The 20,886-nt window shown below is 61.1% G+C and carries 15 protein-coding genes; 11 read left to right on the forward strand and 4 right to left on the reverse strand.

All coding sequences use genetic code 11. The features are described 5' to 3' along the window. Nucleotides 1-141 precede the first annotated feature (141 nt). A complete protein-coding gene (gene pobA, locus ND528_RS21370) occupies nt 142-1,335 on the forward strand; it encodes a 4-hydroxybenzoate 3-monooxygenase (protein WP_263471195.1) in 1,194 nt (397 codons plus the stop codon). A 78-nt stretch (nt 1,336-1,413) separates the two neighbouring features. Further along, nucleotides 1,414-2,931 carry an MDR family MFS transporter gene (locus tag ND528_RS21375; RefSeq protein ID WP_071173411.1) on the forward strand — a complete coding sequence of 506 codons (1,518 nt, stop codon included), beginning with the start codon at nt 1,414-1,416 and terminating at the stop codon, nt 2,929-2,931. A 123-nt stretch (nt 2,932-3,054) separates the two neighbouring features. Here ND528_RS21375 and ND528_RS21380 read toward each other — a convergent pair whose 3' ends face one another. The 4 genes from ND528_RS21380 to ND528_RS21395 form a co-directional block, all read right to left on the reverse strand. Further along, nucleotides 3,055-3,903 (reverse strand): cache domain-containing protein, encoded by an 849-nt coding sequence (locus tag ND528_RS21380; RefSeq protein WP_197890832.1) that lies wholly within the window; start codon nt 3,901-3,903, stop codon nt 3,055-3,057. A 134-nt stretch (nt 3,904-4,037) separates the two neighbouring features. Then, on the reverse strand, nt 4,038-4,895 hold the full coding sequence (locus ND528_RS21385) for an ATPase (RefSeq protein WP_130910931.1): 858 nt from the start codon (nt 4,893-4,895) through the stop codon (nt 4,038-4,040). 116 nt (nt 4,896-5,011) lie between these two features. Continuing rightward, complete coding sequence (locus ND528_RS21390) at nt 5,012-6,004, reverse strand: NAD-dependent epimerase/dehydratase family protein (RefSeq protein WP_137214043.1); 993 nt, start codon at nt 6,002-6,004, stop codon at nt 5,012-5,014. Nucleotides 6,005-6,096: 92 nt separating this feature from the next. Next, nucleotides 6,097-6,984 (reverse strand): LysR family transcriptional regulator ArgP, encoded by an 888-nt coding sequence (locus tag ND528_RS21395; protein WP_137214044.1) that lies wholly within the window; start codon nt 6,982-6,984, stop codon nt 6,097-6,099. A 97-nt stretch (nt 6,985-7,081) separates the two neighbouring features. On the opposite strand from ND528_RS21395, the gene ND528_RS21400 reads away from it, so the two are divergent. The 9 genes from ND528_RS21400 (at nt 7,082) to ND528_RS21440 (ending at nt 20,775) form a co-directional block, all read left to right on the forward strand. Further along, nucleotides 7,082-7,684, forward strand: a complete 603-nt coding sequence (locus tag ND528_RS21400) for a LysE/ArgO family amino acid transporter (protein WP_016773432.1) — start codon at nt 7,082-7,084, stop codon at nt 7,682-7,684. Between the two features lie 176 nt (nt 7,685-7,860). Then, nucleotides 7,861-8,457 carry a superoxide dismutase gene (locus tag ND528_RS21405; protein ID WP_016773431.1) on the forward strand — a complete coding sequence of 199 codons (597 nt, stop codon included), beginning with the start codon at nt 7,861-7,863 and terminating at the stop codon, nt 8,455-8,457. A gap of 328 nt (nt 8,458-8,785) precedes the next feature. Further along, nucleotides 8,786-10,837 carry a putative bifunctional diguanylate cyclase/phosphodiesterase gene (locus tag ND528_RS21410; RefSeq protein WP_137214045.1) on the forward strand — a complete coding sequence of 684 codons (2,052 nt, stop codon included), beginning with the start codon at nt 8,786-8,788 and terminating at the stop codon, nt 10,835-10,837. Between the two features lie 225 nt (nt 10,838-11,062). Then, a complete protein-coding gene (locus ND528_RS21415) occupies nt 11,063-12,421 on the forward strand; it encodes an imelysin family protein (RefSeq protein ID WP_263471196.1) in 1,359 nt (452 codons plus the stop codon). Between the two features lie 277 nt (nt 12,422-12,698). Further along, entirely contained in the window at nt 12,699-14,123 is a 1,425-nt protein-coding gene (locus ND528_RS21420; RefSeq protein ID WP_408005059.1) for a di-heme oxidoreductase family protein, read from the forward strand. A gap of 27 nt (nt 14,124-14,150) precedes the next feature. Further along, entirely contained in the window at nt 14,151-15,215 is a 1,065-nt protein-coding gene (locus ND528_RS21425) for an imelysin family protein (RefSeq protein ID WP_024014143.1), read from the forward strand. Between the two features lie 14 nt (nt 15,216-15,229). Beyond that, the gene (locus ND528_RS21430) at nt 15,230-16,330 is read left to right on the forward strand and encodes a DUF1513 domain-containing protein (protein ID WP_263471198.1); all 1,101 of its coding nucleotides are present in this window, start codon (nt 15,230-15,232) and stop codon (nt 16,328-16,330) included. Between the two features lie 256 nt (nt 16,331-16,586). Then, complete coding sequence (locus tag ND528_RS21435) at nt 16,587-17,735, forward strand: efflux RND transporter periplasmic adaptor subunit (protein ID WP_263471199.1); 1,149 nt, start codon at nt 16,587-16,589, stop codon at nt 17,733-17,735. Nucleotides 17,736-17,748: 13 nt separating this feature from the next. Further along, on the forward strand, nt 17,749-20,775 hold the full coding sequence (locus ND528_RS21440) for a multidrug efflux RND transporter permease subunit (RefSeq protein WP_263471200.1): 3,027 nt from the start codon (nt 17,749-17,751) through the stop codon (nt 20,773-20,775). The last annotated feature ends 111 nt before the right edge of the window (nt 20,776-20,886 follow it).

Below are 20,886 nucleotides of genomic sequence, written 5' to 3' on the forward strand. Positions count from 1 at the left end.
TCGCACCGATTGGCAGAATGTACAGGTATCGGCTCAGTTTTCACCTTCAATTGACAGACCCGCAAGGGAAAAATGCAAGCACTCGATCCATAAAATCATTCACCGGCTGTTGCTGCGTGAAGCTTGCGAGTCATAAAAACAATGAAAACCCTGAAAACCCAAGTCGCCATTATCGGCGCCGGTCCTTCCGGACTGCTCCTCGGCCAGTTGCTGCACAACGCTGGCATCGACACCCTGATCCTCGAACGCCAGACGCCCGATTACATTCTTGGCCGCATCCGTGCCGGTGTGCTTGAACAAGGCATGGTAGAGCTGCTGCGTGAGGCCGGCGTCGGTCAGCGAATGGATGCCGAAGGTCTGGTCCATGGCGGCTTCGATCTGGCGCTGGACGGGCGTCAGGTGCACATCGACCTGCAGGCGCTGACCGGCGGCAAAACAGTAATGGTCTACGGCCAGACCGAGGTCACCCGCGACCTGATGGCCGCTCGTCGGGAGGCCGGCGCGCCAACAATTTATCAGGCGAGCAATGTCGTTCCCCATGGCATGAAAAGCGACGAAGCTTTTGTCACCTTCGAAAAGGACGGTGAAAGCTGGCGCGTCGATTGCGATTACATCGCCGGTTGCGATGGTTTCCACGGCGTCGCCCGCCAGTCGATTCCTGCCGATAGCCTGAAGATTTTCGAGCGGGTCTACCCGTTCGGCTGGCTGGGGATTCTCGCCGACACACCGCCGGTCCACGATGAATTGGTCTACGCCCGCCACGAACGCGGCTTCGCCTTGTGCAGCATGCGTTCGGCCACCCGTACCCGCTATTACCTGCAAGTGCCGGCGGATGAAAACGTCGATGACTGGAGCGATCAGCGTTTCTGGGATGAGCTGAAAAAACGCCTGCCGGATGCCCTCGCGGAAAAACTTGTGACCGGTCCTTCGATCGAAAAAAGCATCGCGCCGCTACGCAGTTTTGTTGTCGAACCGATGCAATACGGCCGGATGTTCCTGGTCGGCGACGCCGCCCACATCGTCCCGCCCACTGGCGCCAAAGGCTTGAACCTGGCGGCCAGCGATGTCAGCACGTTGTTCAATATTCTGCTGAAGGTCTATCGCGAAGGCCGCACCGATCTGCTGGAAAAATACTCGGAAATCTGCCTGCGCCGAGTATGGAAAGCCGAACGATTTTCCTGGTGGATGACGTCGATGCTGCATCGCTTCGACGAGCATGATGAATTCAGCCAACGCATCAGCGCGTCGGAACTGGACTATTTTGTCAGCTCGCAAGCCGGGCAAAAAACCATTGCAGAAAATTACGTCGGGCTTCCGTACGAGGCTATCGAATAGCCTGCTATCGACTTACACTGGCGAGCACTTACCCGCTCGCCTTGTCCATGCGGGTCAATCACTGCCCGCAGGTTTTCCGTGACCACTCTCAATCAGCCTGAAACGCCCAAACCGGCCATTCGCAGCGTGCTGGTCGCCTTGATGATGGCGATCTTCCTCGGTGCGCTGGACCAGACCATCGTCGCCGTGTCGATGCCGGCGATCTCCGCGCAATTCAAGGACGTCAGCCTGCTGGCCTGGGTGATTTCCGGTTACATGGTGGCGATGACCGTGGCGGTGCCGATCTACGGCAAGCTTGGTGACCTTTACGGGCGGCGCAAACTGATGCTGTTCGGTATGGGCCTGTTCACCCTCGCCTCGCTGTTCTGCGGCATGGCGCAGAGCATGGAGCAGTTGGTGCTGGCGCGAATCCTTCAAGGCATCGGCGCCGGCGGCATGATCTCGGTGAGTCAGGCGATCATCGGCGACATCGTCCCTCCACGTGAACGCGGGCGCTATCAGGGTTATTTCAGCAGCATGTACGCCGTGGCCAGCGTTGCCGGTCCGGTGCTTGGCGGCTACATGACCGAATACCTGTCGTGGCGCTGGGTGTTTCTGATCAACCTGCCGCTGGGCCTCGGCGCCTGGTGGGTGGCTCGGCGCAATCTGCGCGGCTTGCCGATTCCACAGCGCAAACCGGTGATCGATTATCTCGGCACGGTGCTGATGATCATCGGCCTGACCGCGTTGTTGCTCGGTATCACCGAAGTCGGCCAGGGTCATTCATGGCGCAGCAGCGAAGTGCTCGGCCTGTTCGCTTGTGCCGTGGTGGTGCTGGCGCTGTTCGTCTGGCATGAACGCCGGGCGCGGGAGCCGTTGCTGCCGATGCACCTGTTCGCCAACCGCAATGCCCTGCTGTGCTGGTGCACGATCTTCTTCACCAGTTTCCAGGCCATCTCGCTGATCGTGCTGATGCCGCTGCGCTTCCAAAGCGTCACCGGCGCTGGCGCCGACAGCGCGGCGTTGCACTTGCTGCCACTGGCGATGGGCTTGCCGATCGGTGCCTATTTCGCCGGCCGCCGCACCTCGATCACCGGACGCTACAAACCGCAGATTCTCACCGGGGCGATCCTCATGCCGATCTCGATTCTCGGCATGGCCTTCAGTCCGCCACAAGCAACGCTGCTCAGCGGTCTGTTCATGCTGCTCAGCGGCATCGCCGGCGGCATGCAGTTCCCGACCTCGCTGGTCGGCACGCAGAACTCGGTGGAACAACGCGACATCGGCGTCGCCACCAGCACCACCAACCTGTTCCGCTCACTGGGCGGCGCGGTGGGCGTGGCGTTGATGTCGGCGCTGCTGCTGGCGTTATTGCACGACTCCAGTTTCGCCCATCTGGCGAACAGTTCGCTGATCAGCGAAGGGCATTCGGGCAACGTCCTGCTCGATGGCCTGAACGCAGCACCCGGCGAAGCGCAGAACGCTTTGCGCGCGGAGCTGCTGGTGACCTTCCGCCACCTGCTCTGGGTCAGCACGGCAGTGTCGTTGCTCGGGCTGGCAGCGGCGATTGCCATGCCGAACAACCTGCTGCGCGGGCGCGAGCACGGCGCGAAATAATTGCCGCAACAAATACCACTGTGGGAGCGAGCCTGCTCGCGAAGGCGCGGTGTCAGCCGACACATAGCTGAATGACACACCGCTTCGCGAGCAGGCTCGCTCCCACAAGGGAACGGTGTTCGCTCAAGGGCTGTAGTAACCCACCGCGACGAGGAAATGCCCGACCTTTTTCAGGTACGCATGCTTGTCCTCGATCTTGCCGGTTACCGGGTTTTTCCAGCGGTATTCATATTCGCCTTCATCCTGCTTGCCGATCAGCGCCAGAATCGGCTCGCCCACCGGTTTGCCTTCCGGATCCTTGACCTTGCCAAAATCAGTGTTGATCAAACGCAGATTGGTGCCGTGGGCGACATAGCGCTGGTTGTTCAGATCGACCACGAAGACATACAGGTCATCCTGCAGATACCCGCCCTTGAGCGAGTTGATCGCCACCAACGTGCCCTTCTCGTCCTTGCTCAGATCCGTCGCGGCTTTGTCCAGCAAGGCCTTGGCCTGCTCAGCCGAAGCCCGTGGCAGGTAGTAACCCACCGCGAGAATGCGCTGCCCGACGCGCTGATAGAACACATGCTTGCGCTCGACCTTGCCGTCGGCCCAGTTCTGCCAGCGATATTCGGCCTGCTGGATGCCATTGCCTTCCGGCACTTTCAGCGCATCCTTGAACGCCTTCTGCAGATCCGGCCCGAGCACTTCGCTGACATCACGGCCGATCAGCGCCGATGACGGCCCGCCACTGGCAAGCATGACGCCTTTGGTGTCGAGGACGAACACGTAGCGATCCTTGTCGACGAACTCACCCTGGCGGCTGAAGGCGGCAAACGCCTTGTCGCCATTGTCGTGGTAATAGGCCAAGGCTTTTTCCAGCAGGGCGATGGCGGCCTGACTGTCATCCTTGGCGGCGGTGGCGGCGCTGGCCTGACCGAAACCGGCCAACAGAATCAGGCCGAGCCAGGCCACTTTATGCAAAAACCCCATAGCGCATCCCTCGTTCTTTTTGGTGTCTCAAGAGCGTAGACGGCTTGGGCTGATGTACGAGTATTCAGAATGATGCAGGGGATTACAGGCCCCTGTGGTAAGGGGACAAAGCCCTCCGGGCAACAGATCAGTCGCTACGGGCGAGAATTGATCTGCTGCTGGAGATTCTGGATCTGCGCCTGCAAGGTATTCAGGTTGCGGGTCATCTGCGCGCGGAACGCATCGAACTCGGCGGTGTTGCCGCCACCCTGTGGCGCTGCCGGGCGGTTGTCCTGCTGACTTTTCAGCACCACGATGTCCTGCTCCAGACGGTCGATCGCCGCGCTCGGATTGCCCTGTTTCTTCAGCGCGGCGATATCGGCGCCGAGGCTTTTGAACTGGGCGTCGAAGGCTTTCAACTGGGCATCGACCTTGCTGGTATCGGCCGGGGTGCTTTTAATGGTCGCCAGCTCGGCGCTCAAGGCTTTGACCTGCGCCTGCAACTGCGTATTGGCGTTCTGCTGTTCGGTGGTCTGCGCGGTCATCTGCGCCAGCCGCTTGTCCAGCTCGCTGGCCTGCCCGGCCACGCCTTGCTGCTGCTTGCTCTGGTCGAGCAGCTTGCCTTCGAGTTGTTTGATCTGCAGCTTCAGCGCTTCGCTGTCACTGTTGACGTTGCTCTGGCTGGCGACAACCTTGCCGGAAATATCCTGCAGGCGCCCCGCCGCTTCTTCGCTGATGCGGGCAAAGCTTTCCTGGGTGGCAACCAGTTGCTGCTCCATCAGCGAAATCTGCTGGAAGCTCCACCAGGCCAGACCGATGAAGGCGAAAAACAACGCGCCGACCAGCGCCCACAGCGGCCCAGTGCTGGCGGCCTTGACCTTGACCACTGGCGCGCTGCGCGAATGCACGGATGTACGGGGGCTGGGGGCGATGTCATCGTCGTCGAACGGATCGGCGCGCAGGCTTGGCACGTTATCGAAATCGTCGTCGTGGGCATCGTTTCGCATGGACATTGAGGCAACCTTTGGCAAACGCGGTGATGGCTAAATGCTGCGAAGTATAACCGCCGCAGCCGCAGGCATTGACCCTCAACCCGCAAGGCGGTTCATTGCCGCCCGGCCGAATCGTTTCAACGGATGTCCTGGGCTTTCCACCACGCACAGAACTCATCGAGGGCCGCCCACAGGCTGACTTTCGGATCGTAGTCGAGATAATGCCGGGCGCGGCTGATGTCGAGGGTGAAATTTTTTTTCATGACCTGCATGCCCAGGCGCGACAGGGTCGGCTCCGGGCGTCCCGGCCAGAGCATGCACGCGCCTTCGTTGAGCGCCGCGACGCTGTAGGCCAGACCGTAGGAGCGGTATTTGCGCACCTGATCAACTTCCATCCGCCGCATCACGTAATTGACCACGTCCCACAGCGGCACCGGCGTGCCGTTGCTGATGTTGTAGGCCTTGCCCAGCGCCGAACCTTGCGCCAACAGGCTGCTGAGCATGGCTTCGTTGAGGTTTTGCACGCTGGTGAAATCGACCTTGTTCAAGCCGTCGCCGATGATCGCCAGCCGGCCCTTGCGCTGCATCTTCAGCAGGCGCGGGAAGATGCTCATGTCGCCGGCACCGGTGACGAAACGCGGGCGCAGGGCGATGGTTTCCAGACCGAACTCCTGGGCACCGAAGACTTTCTGCTCGGCCAGATATTTGGTCGCGGCGTAGGGATGCTTGAAGCGTTTGGGCACTTGCTCTTCGGTCAGACCGAGATGGTCGCGGCCATCGAAATAGATCGACGGCGACGACAGATGCACCAGCCGCCGCACCCGCTGCTTGAGGCACGCTTCGACGACGTTTTCGGTGACTTCGACGTTGCCCTGATGAAAGTCCTGATAACGCCCCCACACACCGACAGCACCGGCGCAATGCACCACGGCTTCGACATCGTTGCACAGATCCCGCACCAGATCGGCGTCGCTCAGATCGCCCGGCACGAACTCCGCGCCCCGGCGCACCAGATGCTCGACGCTCTCGGCCCGGCGACCGTTGACCCGCACTTCAAGGCCCTGCTCCAGGGCGAAACGCGCAAAGCGCCCGCCAATAAAGCCGCTGGCGCCGGTAACCAAAATCTTCATCAAAAACTCCAGGGAAGCAGCTGCAAGCTTCGAGCTTTCAGCTGCAAGTTGAAACGGTGCGTGTTCTTGCAGCTTGACGCTTGTTGCTGCGCTCAAGCCACTAGCCATTGCTTTGCGGAGCGCAGCAGTTGTTCGGTCAGTAGATTGAGCAACTGGCCGCCATTGCGCCAATGATGCCAGTACAGCGGCACGTCTATCGGTTTATCTGGCAGCAATTCGCGCAGCACCCCGCGTTGCAATTGCTCGCGCACCTGCAGCTCTGGCACCAGGCCCCAGCCCAGACCGGCTTCGGTCAGGCGAATGAAGCCTTCGGAAGACGGGCATAAGTGATGTTCAAAAGCGCCGTCGACGCCCAACAGCGCCAGATAGCGATGCTGAAGGAAATCGTCCGGGCCGAAAACCAGCGCCGGGGTGCGCGGCAGCTGTTCGGCGCGCACCCCATCGGGAAAATGCCGAGCGATGAACGCTGGACTGGCTAGCGCCCGATAGCGCATGGCGCCGAGCAATACGCTGCGGGCACCTGCCACCGGCCGTTCGCTGGCACACAGGCATGCGGCCACTTCACCGGCACGCATACGCTTGAGGCCGACGGTCTGGTCTTCGACGATCAGGTCGAGCAACAAATGCTGCTCGGCGCAGAAATCGCCGACGGCCTCGGCCCACCAAGTGGCGAGGCTGTCGGCGTTGAGGGCGATGCGCAGGCGATCGGGCAAGCCTTCTTCGTCCAGCGCCGGCACCACTGATTGCAAGTCGCGCTCGAGCAGACGCACCTGCTGCACATGGTTGAGCAAGCGTCGGCCGATCTCGGTCGGCGCTGGCGGTGTTCCGCGCACCAGCACTGGCTGGCCGACCCGCGCCTCGAGCAATTTGATGCGCTGGGAGATCGCCGACTGCGACAGGCCCAGCACTTGTGCGGCGCGATCGAATCCGGCCTGCTCGACCACAGCGGCGAGCGCGGAAAGCAATTTATAGTCGAACATCAGTTTTCCTAATGGGCGATCAGCACTATTGGTTTTTCTTATACAGCGTCACACCGGAGAATAGCCAGCAAGCACTCTCTTTCAAAGGATCTCTCCCATGTGGCAAAGCTACGTAAACGGCCTGTTGGTGGCGTTCGGCCTGATCATGGCGATCGGCACGCAGAACGCTTTTGTCTTGGCGCAAAGCCTGCGCCGTGAACACCATTTGCCGGTGGCGGCATTGTGCGTGGTGTGTGACGCAATTCTGGTCGCGGCCGGGGTGTTCGGCCTGGCGACGATTCTGGCGCAGAACCCGACCCTGCTGGCGATCGCCCGTTGGGGCGGTGCGACGTTCCTGATCTGGTACGGCAGCCAGGCGCTGCGCCGGGCCTGCTCGAAACAGAGCCTTGAGCAAGGCGAGAACCAGACCGTGCGTTCGCTGCGCGCAGTGATGCTCAGCGCTCTGGCGGTGACCTTGCTCAACCCCCACGTTTATCTGGATACGGTATTGCTGATCGGCTCGCTGGGCGCGCAGCAATCGGTGCCGGGCGCTTATGTGGTCGGCGCGGCGAGTGCATCGTTGTTGTGGTTTTTTACCCTGGCCCTCGGCGCGGCGTGGCTGGCACCGTGGCTGGCCCGCCCGAGCACGTGGCGCATTCTCGATTTGGTGGTGGCGTTGATGATGTTCGCCGTCGCCGCGCAGTTGATCATCGCCGGATGAATAATTGCCAAAGGCTCTGGAACCTCTATCCCACACAGTTGTTGCGTGGTTAAGGCGCGACCCCGGTGCTATGATCCGAACCCTGCGCCGCAAAGAGTAAAAACTCGCCGGTGCATTTCCGGCCGCCCGTGATCGGCCTTGCGCTCACCGCAACAGACCTGATTAGGAGAATCATCATGGCTTTCGAATTGCCGCCGCTGCCTTACGCACACGATGCCCTGCAGCCGCACATCTCCAAGGAAACCCTGGAGTTCCACCACGACAAGCACCACAACACCTACGTCGTGAACCTGAACAACCTGGTGCCAGGCACCGAGTTTGAAGGCAAGACCCTGGAAGAAATCGTCAAGACTTCTTCGGGCGGCATCTTCAACAACGCCGCTCAGGTCTGGAACCACACTTTCTACTGGAACTGCCTGGCGCCAAACGCCGGCGGTCAACCAACCGGCGCTCTGGCAGATGCCATCAACGCAGCGTTCGGTTCGTTCGACAAGTTCAAGGAAGAATTCAGCAAAACCTCGATCGGCACCTTCGGTTCCGGCTGGGGCTGGCTGGTGAAAAAGGCTGACGGTTCCCTGGCCCTCGCCAGCACCATCGGCGCCGGCAACCCGCTGACCAGCGGCGACACCCCGCTGCTGACCTGCGACGTCTGGGAACACGCTTACTACATCGACTACCGCAACCTGCGTCCGAAGTACGTTGAAGCGTTCTGGAACCTGGTCAACTGGAAGTTCGTGGCCGAGCAGTTCGAAGGCAAAACCTTCACCGCTTAAGCTGCGCGCCAGACAAGAAACCCGGCTTCGGCCGGGTTTTTTATGCCCGGCGCATGGCGTTTCTCGCACGGTAAAAGCAGCTTCACGCCGTTTGCCGCCAGCCCTCAGCCGTCTACCATCACAGACAGGAAAAAATCTTTGGCCCAGTGCTCAAGTTGAAGGCAATTGCAACCGACACAGTTAATTCAGAGCTATTACTCAAATGACGACATTGCGGCCAGGATCACGGCGACTTTTCCCGTGCCCGATTGTCCCTTTGACTGCCAACCCGGGATTGCCAATACTCATGGCAACTTGACGCTACCCGCACGGAACAAGGAATAACCCTTTGAAGCTGGAACTCAAGAACAGCTTGTCGGTGAAGTTGCTCCGGGTCGTGCTCCTGTCGGCATTGATCGTAGGCGTAGTCTTGAGCTGCGCGCAGATTGTCTTCGATGCCTACAAGACCCGTCAGGCAGTGGCCGGCGACGCCGAACGGATCCTCGACATGTTCCGCGATCCATCGACCCAGGCCGTGTACAGCCTGGATCGGGAAATGGGTATGCAGGTGATCGAAGGGCTGTTCCAGGACGACGCCGTGCGTCAGGCCTCCATCGGCCACCCCAACGAAGCCATGCTCGCGCAGAAATCCCGCGAACTGCAGCATTCCAACAGCCGTTGGCTGACCGACCTGATTCTCGGCCAGGAACGCACCTTCACCACGCAACTGGTCGGCCGTGGCCCTTACAGCGAATACTACGGCGACCTGAGCATCACCCTCGATACCGCCACTTATGGCGAAGGGTTCATTGTCAGCTCGGTGATCATTTTCATTTCCGGGGTGTTGCGCGCACTGGCGTTGGGCCTGGTGCTGTATCTGGTCTATCACTGGCTGCTGACCAAACCGCTGTCGCGAATCATTGAGCACCTCACCGAGATCAACCCCGATCGCCCCAGCGCACACAAGATTCCGCAAATCAAGGGCCACGAAAAAAACGAACTGGGCCTGTGGATCAACACCGCCAACCAGTTGCTCGAGTCCATCGAACGCAACACCCACCTGCGCCACGAAGCGGAAAACAGCCTGCTGCGCATGGCCCAGTACGATTTTCTCACCGGTCTGCCGAACCGCCAGCAATTGCAGCAGCAACTGGACAAGATTCTCGTCGATGCCGGCAAATTGCAGCGCCGCGTCGCCGTGTTGTGCGTCGGCCTGGATGACTTCAAGGGCATCAACGAGCAATTCAGCTACCAGACCGGCGACCAATTGCTGCTGGCCCTGGCCGATCGTTTACGTGCCCACAGCGGTCGTCTCGGCGCCCTCGCTCGACTGGGCGGCGATCAGTTCGCGCTGGTGCAGGCCGACATTGAACAGCCTTACGAAGCAGCAGAACTGGCGCAGAGCATTCTCGATGACCTCGAGGCGCCCTTCGCCCTCGACGATCAGGAGATCCGCCTGCGCGCGACCATCGGCATCACCCTGTTTCCGGAGGACGGCGACAGCACCGAGAAGCTGTTGCAGAAAGCCGAGCAGACCATGACCCTGGCCAAGACCCGCTCGCGCAATCGTTATCAGTTCTACATCGCCAGCGTCGACAGCGAGATGCGCCGTCGTCGCGAGCTGGAAAAAGACCTGCGTGACGCGCTGATCCGCGACCAGTTCTACCTCGTCTATCAGCCGCAGATCAGCTACCGCGATCACCGCGTGGTCGGCGTCGAAGCGCTGATTCGCTGGCAACATCCGGAACACGGCCTGGTGCCGCCGGACCTGTTCATTCCGCTGGCCGAACAGAACGGCACGATCATCGCCATCGGCGAGTGGGTGCTCGATCAGGCCTGCAAGCAATTGCGCGAGTGGCACGATCAGGGTTTTGCCGATCTGCGCATGGCGGTCAATCTGTCCACCGTGCAACTGCACCACGCCGAGCTGCCACGGGTGGTCAACAACCTGTTGCAGATGTACCGCTTGCCGCCGCGCAGTCTGGAACTGGAAGTCACCGAAACCGGCCTGATGGAAGACATCACCACCGCCGCCCAGCATCTGCTCAGCCTGCGCCGCTCCGGTGCGCTGATCGCGATCGACGACTTCGGCACCGGCTATTCATCGCTCAGTTATCTGAAAAGCCTGCCGCTGGACAAGATCAAGATCGACAAGAGCTTCGTTCAGGACCTGCTCGATGACGACGATGACGCGACCATCGTTCGCGCGATCATTCAACTGGGCAAGAGCCTGGGCATGCAGGTGATTGCCGAGGGCGTGGAAACCGCCGAGCAGGAGACGTACATCATTTCCGAGGGCTGCCACGAAGGTCAGGGCTACCACTACAGCAAACCGCTGCCGGCGCGGGAGCTGGGGATTTACCTCAAGCAGGCGCAACGCAGTAACGCGGCGATTCTTTAAAGATCAAAGATCGCAGCCTCAAAGATCAAAAGATCAAAAGATCGCAGCCTCGTTGCACTCGTCAGCTCCTACAGTGCAACGAGGCTGCGATCTTTTGATCTTCTTGCGCAAATAAGAAATATTTCCAGGCACGCCTTTACACATAATGCGAAAGATTTGCATTATGTCGCAGTTTTGCGCGCCCCCGGCGCCAGTCCACTCAACTACCGAAGCAGGATGTTCGCCATGATTCGTATGCCTCTGGCTACCGCCAGTCTGCTGGCCATCGCTATTTCCCTCGCCGGTTGCGGCGAAGGCAAGGACAAAGAAAAAGCCTCCGAGATGACTCCGGCTTCCAGCAGCGCTGCTCCAGCCCCGGCGCCGGCCGCTGCACCCGCTCCTGCTGCCGGTAAAGTTGACGACGCCGCCGCCAAGGCTGTGGTCGCGCACTATGCCGACATGGTCTTCGCCGTTTACAGCGATGCCGAATCCACCGCGAAAACCCTGCAAACCGCCGTCGACGCGTTCCTCGCCAAGCCGAACGCCGACACCCTGAAAGCCGCCAAGGCTGCCTGGGTCGCCGCGCGCGTGCCGTACCTGCAGAGCGAAGTATTCCGCTTCGGCAACACCATCATCGACGACTGGGAAGGTCAGGTTAACGCCTGGCCCCTGGACGAAGGCCTGATCGACTACGTAGACAAATCCTACGAGCACGCATTGGGTAACCCGGGCGCCACCGCCAATATCATCGCCAACACCGAAGTCCAGGTCGGCGAAGACAAGGTCGATGTGAAAGAAATCACCCCGGAAAAACTCGCCAGCCTCAACGAGCTGGGCGGTTCCGAGGCGAACGTTGCCACCGGCTACCACGCGATCGAATTCCTGCTCTGGGGCCAGGATCTGAACGGCACCGGCCCGGGCGCTGGCAACCGTCCGGCCTCGGACTATCTGGAAGGCGCCGGCGCCACCGGTGGTCATAACGAGCGTCGTCGTGCCTACCTGAAAGCCGTGACCCAACTGCTGGTCAGCGACCTGGAAGAAATGGTCGGCAACTGGAAGCCGAACGTGGCCGACAACTACCGCGCCACCCTGGAAGCCGAGCCAGGCGAAACCGGCCTGCGCAAAATGCTCTTCGGCATGGGCAGCCTGTCCCTGGGTGAACTGGCGGGCGAGCGCATGAAGGTTTCCCTGGAAGCCAACTCCCCGGAAGACGAGCAGGATTGCTTCAGCGACAACACCCACTACTCGCACTTCTACGACGCCAAAGGCGTGCGTAACGTTTACCTGGGCGAGTACACCCGTGTTGACGGCACCAAGCTGACCGGCGCCAGCCTGTCGTCGCTGGTGGCCAAGGCCGACCCGGCTGCCGACACCGCGCTGAAAGCCGATCTGGCCGCGACCGAAGCGAAGATCCAGGTCATGGTCGATCACGCCAACAAGGGTGAGCACTACGACCAGTTGATCGCCGCCGGCAACACCGCTGGCAACCAGGTGGTCCGCGACGCCATCGTCGCGCTGGTCAAGCAGACCGGCTCGATCGAAGCGGCTGCCGGCAAACTTGGCATCAGCGACCTGAACCCGGACAGCGCCGATCACGAGTTCTGATCGCAGCGTCCGCTCAAAAAGAGGCGACCTTCGGGTCGCCTTTTTCATACCCCATGTTCACAGTCCCCTGTAGGAGCTGCCGAAGGCTGCGATCTGTTGATCTTGATTTTTGAAGATCAGAATCAAAAGATCGCAGCCTTCGGCAGCTCCTACAGGGGGTTTGCATCGCTCTGCAGATTTGCGCTGTATCAAGCAAACGATAATTCCTCTTATTCAAACTCCCCCGCCCTGTTAGACTTTGCGCCTTTGTTTTCGCCCGTTTGCAGGATGTCTGATGCTGTCGTTGCCGCTTCGCTTGTCCGCACTGTTGCTGGCCCTGGGCCTGAGTGCCTGCGATGACGCCCCGCGTTTCACCAAGGCCGAGCCGGGGGAAGCGCGTTCGGGCGGTGCGGCAACTGTGCGCAAGAGCGATCAGAACGCCTTTTCCCTGCCATCGGCCAACCTGCCGCCCTCGCGGCGCGTGGATTTCAGTGTCGGCAACAGTTTCTTTCGCAGCCCGTGGGTGATCGCGCCGTCGACCACCACGGCGCGCGACGGCCTCGGCCCGTTGTTCAATACCAACGCCTGCCAGAACTGCCACATCAAGGACGGTCGCGGGCATCCGCCGGCACCTGATGCAAGCAATGCAGTGTCGATGCTGGTACGCCTGTCGATTCCCGACGCACCGCCCTACGCCAAAGTCATCGAACAGCTCGGCGTGGTTCCGGAGCCGGTGTATGGCGGGCAGCTCCAGGACATGGCCGTGCCCGGCGTCGCCCCGGAAGGCAAAGTGCGTGTCGACTACACGCCAGTGCTGGTGCGTTTCAAGGACGGCACCGAGGTCGAGTTGCGCAAACCGACCCTGCAGATCACTCAACTCGGTTACGGCCCGATGCACCCGGACACGCGTTTTTCCGCGCGGGTGGCGCCGCCGATGATTGGTCTGGGCCTGCTCGAAGCCATCCCTGAGCAAGCGATCCTCGCCAACGCCACCGCCCAGGCGAAAGAGAACAATGGCATCAACGGCCGGCCCAACCGTGTCTGGGATGACCAGTTGCAGAAAACCGTCATCGGCCGGTTCGGCTGGAAAGCCGGGCAGCCGAATCTCAATCAACAGAATGTTCATGCGTTCTCGGGTGACATGGGCCTGACCACCAGCCTGCGGCCGTTCGACGATTGCACCGAGGCGCAGACTGCCTGCAAACAGGCGCCGAACGGCAATGGCCCGGACGGCGAACCGGAAGTCAGCGACAACATCCTGCGGCTGGTGCTGTTCTACAGCCGCAATCTCGCAGTGCCGGCGCGCCGTGGCGTCAACGATCCACAGGTGCTGGCCGGCAAGAATCTGTTTTTCCAGGCCGGTTGCCAGTCCTGCCACACGCCGAAATACACCACCGCCGCCGATGCCGCCGAACCGGAATTGGCCAATCAGGTGATTCGTCCGTACAGCGACTTGCTGCTGCATGACATGGGCGAAGGCCTGGCGGACAACCGCACGGAATTTCAGGCCTCCGGCCGCGACTGGCGCACCCCGCCGTTGTGGGGGATTGGTCTGACGCAAGCGGTCAGCGGTCACACCCAGTTTTTGCATGACGGCCGCGCACGCAACCTGCTCGAAGCGGTGCTCTGGCATGGCGGCGAAGCGACGGCGGCGCAGCAACAGGTTTTGTCTTTCAATGCCGAGCAGCGCGCTGCGTTGCTGGCGTTTCTGAACTCACTTTAAATACTGAAAAAACATCGGGAGCCCGACATGTTCCGTCCCAAGTTACTGTTCACCAGCCTTGCCGCGCTCGCCCTCGGCGCCTGCTCGCCGCAGGACCCACAAGCGGTCACTTCGGCGGCGATCGCCAAATCGGTGATCCTGCCGACCTACACCCGTTGGGTCGAAGCCGACCGGCAACTGGCGGTCAGCGCCCTCGCCTATTGCCAGGGCAAGGAAAGCCTGGAAACTGCCCGTGCCGACTTCCTTCACGCGCAGAAAGCCTGGGCCGAACTGCAACCGCTGCTGATCGGTCCGCTGGCCGAGGGCAATCGTTCGTGGCAAGTGCAGTTCTGGCCGGACAAGAAAAACCTCGTCGGCCGTCAGGTCGAGCAACTGGTCGTCGCCCAGCCGCAGATCGACGCCGCCGCACTGGCCAAATCCAGCGTCGTGGTGCAAGGCCTGTCGGCTTACGAATACATCCTGTTCGACGCCAAGCCTGACGTCGCCAACGACGCGCAAAAAGCCAAATACTGCCCGCTGCTGATCGCCATCGGCGAACGCCAGAAGCAACTGGCCGAAGAGATCCTGCAGGGCTGGAACAACACCGACGGCATGCTCGCGCAGATGAGCAAGTTCCCCAACCAGCGCTACGCCGACTCCCACGAAGCGATCGCCGATCTGCTGCGCGTACAAGTGACTGCACTGGATACCCTGAAGAAAAAACTCGGCACGCCGATGGGCCGTCAGAGCAAAGGCGTGCCGCAGCCGTTCCAGGCGGATGCGTGGCGCAGCCAGTCGTCGCTGACGGCGCTGGAAGCCAGCCTCGCCGCTGCCAAAACCGTGTGGGAAGGCGTCGACAACAAAGGCCTGCGCGGTCTGCTGCCGGCGGAGCAGAAACCGTTGGCGGACAAGATCGACGCCGCCTATGCCGCGTCGCTGAAGCTGTTCGACAGCACCCAGCGCTCGCTGGGCGAAATGCTCGAAGACGACGCCGGTCGTCAGCAACTCAACGACATCTACGACAGCCTCAACGTCGTCCATCGCCTGCACGAAGGCGAACTGGCCAAGGCGCTGGGCATCCAACTGGGCTTCAACGCCAACGACGGTGACTGATGAGGGCAAGTGCCATGCTGCGACGTCAGGTTCTGACTTTAGGTAGTGCACTGCTGGGAGCAGTGACGCTGGGCGGCTGGACGCTGTTCAAACGCAAGGATCAGAGCCCGCTGTTGCTGTCGGCGCGCGACGATGCTGACGGCAAGCATTACGCCGTCGGCTATCGGCTCGACGGTACGCGGGTGTTCGCCACCCACGTCGGCCAGCGTTGCCACGACATCATCAACCACCCGACGCAGCCGCTGGCGCTGTTCGTTGCACGGCGTCCGGGTACCGAGAGTTACCTGATCGACCTGCGCGACGGCAAGCTACTGCAGACCGTGACCTCCCAGCCGAACCGGCACTTTTACGGCCACGCCGTGGTGCACAAGGATGGTGAATACCTGTACGCCACCGAGAACGACACGAGCGATCCCGGACGTGGCCTGCTCGGCGTGTACAAGTTCGAGGGCGAACGGCTGGTGCATTCGGGCGAGATCTCCACCCACGGCCTCGGCCCGCATCAGGTGTCGTGGATGCCCGACGGTGAGACGCTGGTGGTGGCCAACGGCGGCATTCGCACCGAGGCGGAAAGCCGCGTCGACATGAACCTCAACGCCATGGAACCGAGCCTGGTGCTGATGCAGCGCGACGGTACATTACTGAGCAAGGAAACCCTCGCCCAGCAGATGAACAGCGTGCGCCACCTGGGCATCGCCAGTGACGGCACCATCGTCGCCGGCCAGCAATTCATGGGGCCGTCGCACGAGCGCTCGGAGCTGTTGGCGATCAAGCGCCCCGGGCAAGCGTTCGTGGCGTTCCCGGTAGCGGAAGAGCAGTTGCAGGCGATGGGGCACTACACCGCCAGCGTCGCGGTGCACAGCGACCTGCGTCTGGTCGCGTTGACGGCGCCGCGCGGCAATCGTTTCTTTATCTGGGATCTGGACAGCGGCGAACTGCGCCTCGATGCGCCTTTGCCTGATTGCGCCGGGGTCGGAGCGGTGAAGGATGGCTTTGTCGTGACCTCGGGTCAGGGCCGTTGCCGCTACTACGATTGCCGCCAGGAACAGCTGCTGGCCAAGCCGCTGGAATTGCCGGCGGGGCTCTGGGACAACCATCTTCATCTGATGGCCTGATACCCCCCCATTTTTGAGATGCCCCCCCGTCCTGTGGCGAGGGGATTTATCCCCGTTGGGTGGCGCAGCCGCCCTTAAAACTGCAATTGCGGTATGACTGAAGGATTCAGGGGGCCGCTTCGCAGCCCAACGGGGATAAATCCCCTCGCCACAGGGTTCATATCCGGCCTTCACGTAATAACTGCCAGTTGGAATCCCCACCTGACTCGGAGTAATGTGCCCGCCTGTCTCATGATTTATCCAAGGAACTGGAAATATGCTGCGTCGCCGCATGCTGATCATGTTGGGTGTTGTTTTGCTGATCGTCCTGGTACTGGGCGGATACAAAGCCTTTTCGATCTACACGATGATCCAGGGCTTTTCCAGGCCCAAGCCGCCGATCAGTGTCGCCGTGGCCACTGCCGGCGAACAGCCGTGGCAGATGCGCCTGCCCACCGTCGGCTCGCTCAAGGCGCTGCAAGGTGTCGACTTGAGTCTGGAAGTCGCCGGCACCGTCACTGAACTCAAATTCGAATCCGGGCAGAAGGTCAAGGCCGGACAGCCGTTGCTGCAACTCGACAGCGCCGTCGAAACCGCTCTGCTGGAAACCGCCCGCGCCGACCTCGGCCTGGCGCAACTGGACTTCGGCCGTGGCGCGCAACTGGTCGACAGCCGCGCGATCTCCAAAGGCGAGTACGACCGCCTCTCCGCCGTGCTGCAGAAGAACAAGGCCACGGTCAATCAGCTCAATGCTTCGCTGGCGAAAAAGCGCATCCTCGCGCCATTCAGCGGCACCATCGGCATCCGCCAGGTCGACGTCGGCGACTACCTGGCCAGCGGTACCAAAATCGCTACGTTGCAGGATTTGAGCAGCCTTTACGCTGACTTCTATGTGCCGGAACAAGCGGTGCCGAAACTCGCTATCGGTCAGCCCGTGCAGTTCACCGTCGCCGCTTATCCGGGGCAGAACTTTGCCGGCAAGATCAGCGCGATCAACCCGATCGTCGAAAGCACCACGCGAAACATCCTCGTCCGCGCCACCCTGGCCAACCCCGACGGCAAGCTGCTGCCGGGCATGTTCGCCAGCCTTGAAGTGCTGCTGCCTGATCCGCAAAAGCACATCGTGGTGCCGGAGAGCGCGATCACCTACACCCTGTACGGCAACTCGGTTTATGTGGTCGGGCAGAAGAAGGCCGAGGACGGCAGCGTCGCCAAGGATGACAACGGCCAACCGCTGCTGATCGCCGAACGTCGTTTCGTCGAGACCGGTGAACGCCGCGATGGCCTGGTGATGATCAACAAGGGCGTGCAGAGCGGCGAACAAGTGGTAACGGCGGGCCAGATCAAACTGGACAACGGTGCCCACATCGCCATCAGCGACGACAAGACCCTCGGCGAGCAGAACAGTCCGCCTCGCGCCGACTGATCAAGGAATCCCCATGGCTTTTACCGATCCGTTCATCCGCCGCCCGGTGCTCGCCACCGTGGTCAGCCTGCTGATTGTGCTGCTGGGCTTCCAGGCGTGGAGCAAGCTGCCCCTGCGCCAGTATCCGCAAATGGAAAACGCCCTGATCACGGTGACCACGGCTTATCCCGGGGCCAACGCCGAAACCATTCAGGGCTACATCACCCAGCCGATGCAACAGAGTCTGGCCAGCGCCGAAGGCATCGATTACATGACCTCGGTCAGCCGGCAGAACTTCTCGGTGATTTCAATTTATGCGCGCATCGGTGCCAACACCGACCGCTTGTTCACCGAACTGCTGGCCAAGGCCAACGAGGTGAAGAACAAGCTGCCGCAGGACGCCGAAGACCCGGTGCTGAGCAAGGAATCCGCCGACGCTTCGGCGCTGATGTACATCAGTTTCTTCAGCAAGGACCTGAGCAACCCGCAAATCACCGACTACCTGTCGCGGGTCATCCAGCCAAAACTGGCGACGCTGCCGGGCATGGCCGAAGCGGAAATTCTCGGCAATCAGGTGTTCGCCATGCGTCTGTGGCTCGACCCGGTGAAACTCGCCGGCTTCGGCCTCAGCGCCGCCGACGTGACCGCCGCAGTGCGCCAGTACAACTTTCTCTCCGCCGCCGGCGAAGTGAAAGGCGAGTACACCGTCACCAGCATCAACGCCAACACCGAACTGAAATCCGCCGAGGCCTTCGCGGCGATTCCGCTCAAGGTCGATGGTGACAGCCGCGTGCTGCTGCGCGATGTCGCACGGGTGGAAATGGGCGCGGAAAACTACGACTCGATCAGTTCGTTCGGCGGCACGCCGTCGGTGTACATCGGCATCAAGGCCACCCCCGGCGCCAACCCGCTGGACGTGATCAAGGAAGTGCGCAAGCTGATGCCCAAGCTGGAAGCGCAGCTGCCGCCGAACCTGAAAAGCGAGATCGCCTACGACGCGACATTGTTCATTCAGGCCTCCATCGATGAAGTGGTGAAAACCCTGTTCGAAGCGGTGCTGATCGTTATCGTCGTGGTGTTCCTGTTTCTCGGCGCTCTGCGTTCGGTAGTGATCCCGGTGGTGACCATTCCGCTGTCGATGATCGGCGTGATGTTCTTCATGCAGATGATGGGTTACTCGATGAACCTGCTGACGCTGCTGGCGATGGTGCTGGCCATCGGTCTGGTGGTGGACGACGCGATTGTCGTGGTGGAAAACATCCACCGGCACATCGAGGAAGGCAAGACGCCGTTCGATGCAGCGCTGGAAGGTGCGCGGGAAATTGCCATGCCGGTGGTGTCGATGACCATCACTCTGGCGGCGGTGTATGCGCCGATCGGATTCCTCACCGGGCTGACCGGGGCGCTGTTCAAGGAGTTCGCCCTGACTCTGGCCGGTGCGGTGGTAATTTCTGGCGTCGTCGCCTTGACCCTGTCGCCGATGATGTGCGCGTTTCTGCTGCGTCACGAAGAGAATCCCAGCGGCCTGGCCCATCGTCTCGATCGTGTTTTCGAAGGGCTCAAGCGCCGTTATCAAAGCATGCTGCACGGCACGCTCAACACCCGGCCGGTGGTGCTGGTGTTCGCGGTGATCGTGCTGTGCCTGATTCCGGTGTTTCTCAAGTTCACCAAGTCAGAACTGGCCCCGGACGAGGATCAAGGCATCATTTTCATGATGGCCAGCGCGCCGCAGCCGACCAACCTCGACTACCTGAGCACCTATACCGACGAATTCATCACCATCTTCAAAGAGTTTCCCGAGTACTACTCTTCGTTCCAGATCAACGGCTACAACGGCGTGCAGGCCGGTATCGGCGGTTTCCTGCTCAAGCCGTGGAACGAGCGCAGCCGCACGCAGATGGAAATCCTCCCCGAGGTGCAGAGCAAACTGGAAAGTATTCCCGGCTTGCAGATCTTCGGTTTCAACCTGCCTTCCCTGCCCGGCACCGGTGAAGGGCTGCCCTTCGAGTTCGTGGTCAACACCGCCAATGACTACGAGCTGCTGCTGCAAGTCGCCGACCGCATCAAGAAGCGCGCGATGGAGTCGGGCAAGTTCGCTTTCGTCGACCTTGATCTGGCGTTCGACAAGCCGGAAGTAGTCGTGGATATCGACCGCGACAAGGCCGCGCAGATGGGCGTGTCGATGCTCGACCTCGGCGGCACGCTGGCGACCTTGCTTGGCGAAGCGGAGATCAACCGCTTTACCATCGACGGGCGCAGCTACAAGGTCATCGCCCAGGTTGAACGGGCCTACCGCGACAACCCGGACTGGCTGAACAATTACTACGTGAAAAACACCCAGGGCGAATTGTTGCCGCTGTCGACCTTGATCAAGGTCAGTGATCGCGCGCGACCGCGTCAGCTCAATCAGTTCCAGCAGCTCAATGCGGCGAAGATTTCCGGCTTTCCGCTGGTGAGCATGGGCGAAGCCATCGACACCGTGCTGCAGATTGCCCGCGAAGAAGCACCGGCCGGGTTTGCCTTTGACTACGGCGGCGCCTCGCGGCAGTACGTGCAGGAAGGCAGCGCATTGTGGGTCACGTTTGCGCTGGCGCTGGCGATCATCTTTCTGGTGCTGGCTGCGCAGTTCGAGAGCTTCCGCGATCCGCTGGTGATTCTGGTAACGGTGCCGCTGTCGATTTGCGGTGCGCTGATCCCGTTGTTCCTCGGCTGGTCGAGCATGAACATCTACACCCAGGTCGGGCTGGTGACGCTGATCGGCCTGATCAGCAAGCACGGGATCCTGATCGTCGAGTTCGCCAACCAGTTGCGCAAGGACAAGGGCCTGAGCGCCCGTGAGGCCGTCGAGGAAGCGGCGGCGATTCGCTTGCGTCCGGTGCTGATGACCACGGCGGCGATGGTGTTCGGCATGGTACCGCTGATTCTGGCGACCGGTGCGGGAGCGGTGAGCCGCTTTGATATCGGCCTGGTGATTGCCACGGGGATGTCGATCGGCACGTTGTTCACATTGTTCGTGCTGCCGTGTGTTTATACCTTCCTTGCTAAGCCAGATGCCAGATAAGCCCATTTCCCTGTGGGAGCGAGCCTGCTCGCGAATGCGGCAGTTCAGCTGCATTGATGTCGACTGACACACCTTCGCGAGCAGGCTCGCTCCCACAGAGGGCGATATGTA

The organism is Pseudomonas mercuritolerans (genome assembly GCF_025706525.1).
Lineage (GTDB): Bacteria > Pseudomonadota > Gammaproteobacteria > Pseudomonadales > Pseudomonadaceae > Aquipseudomonas > Aquipseudomonas mercuritolerans.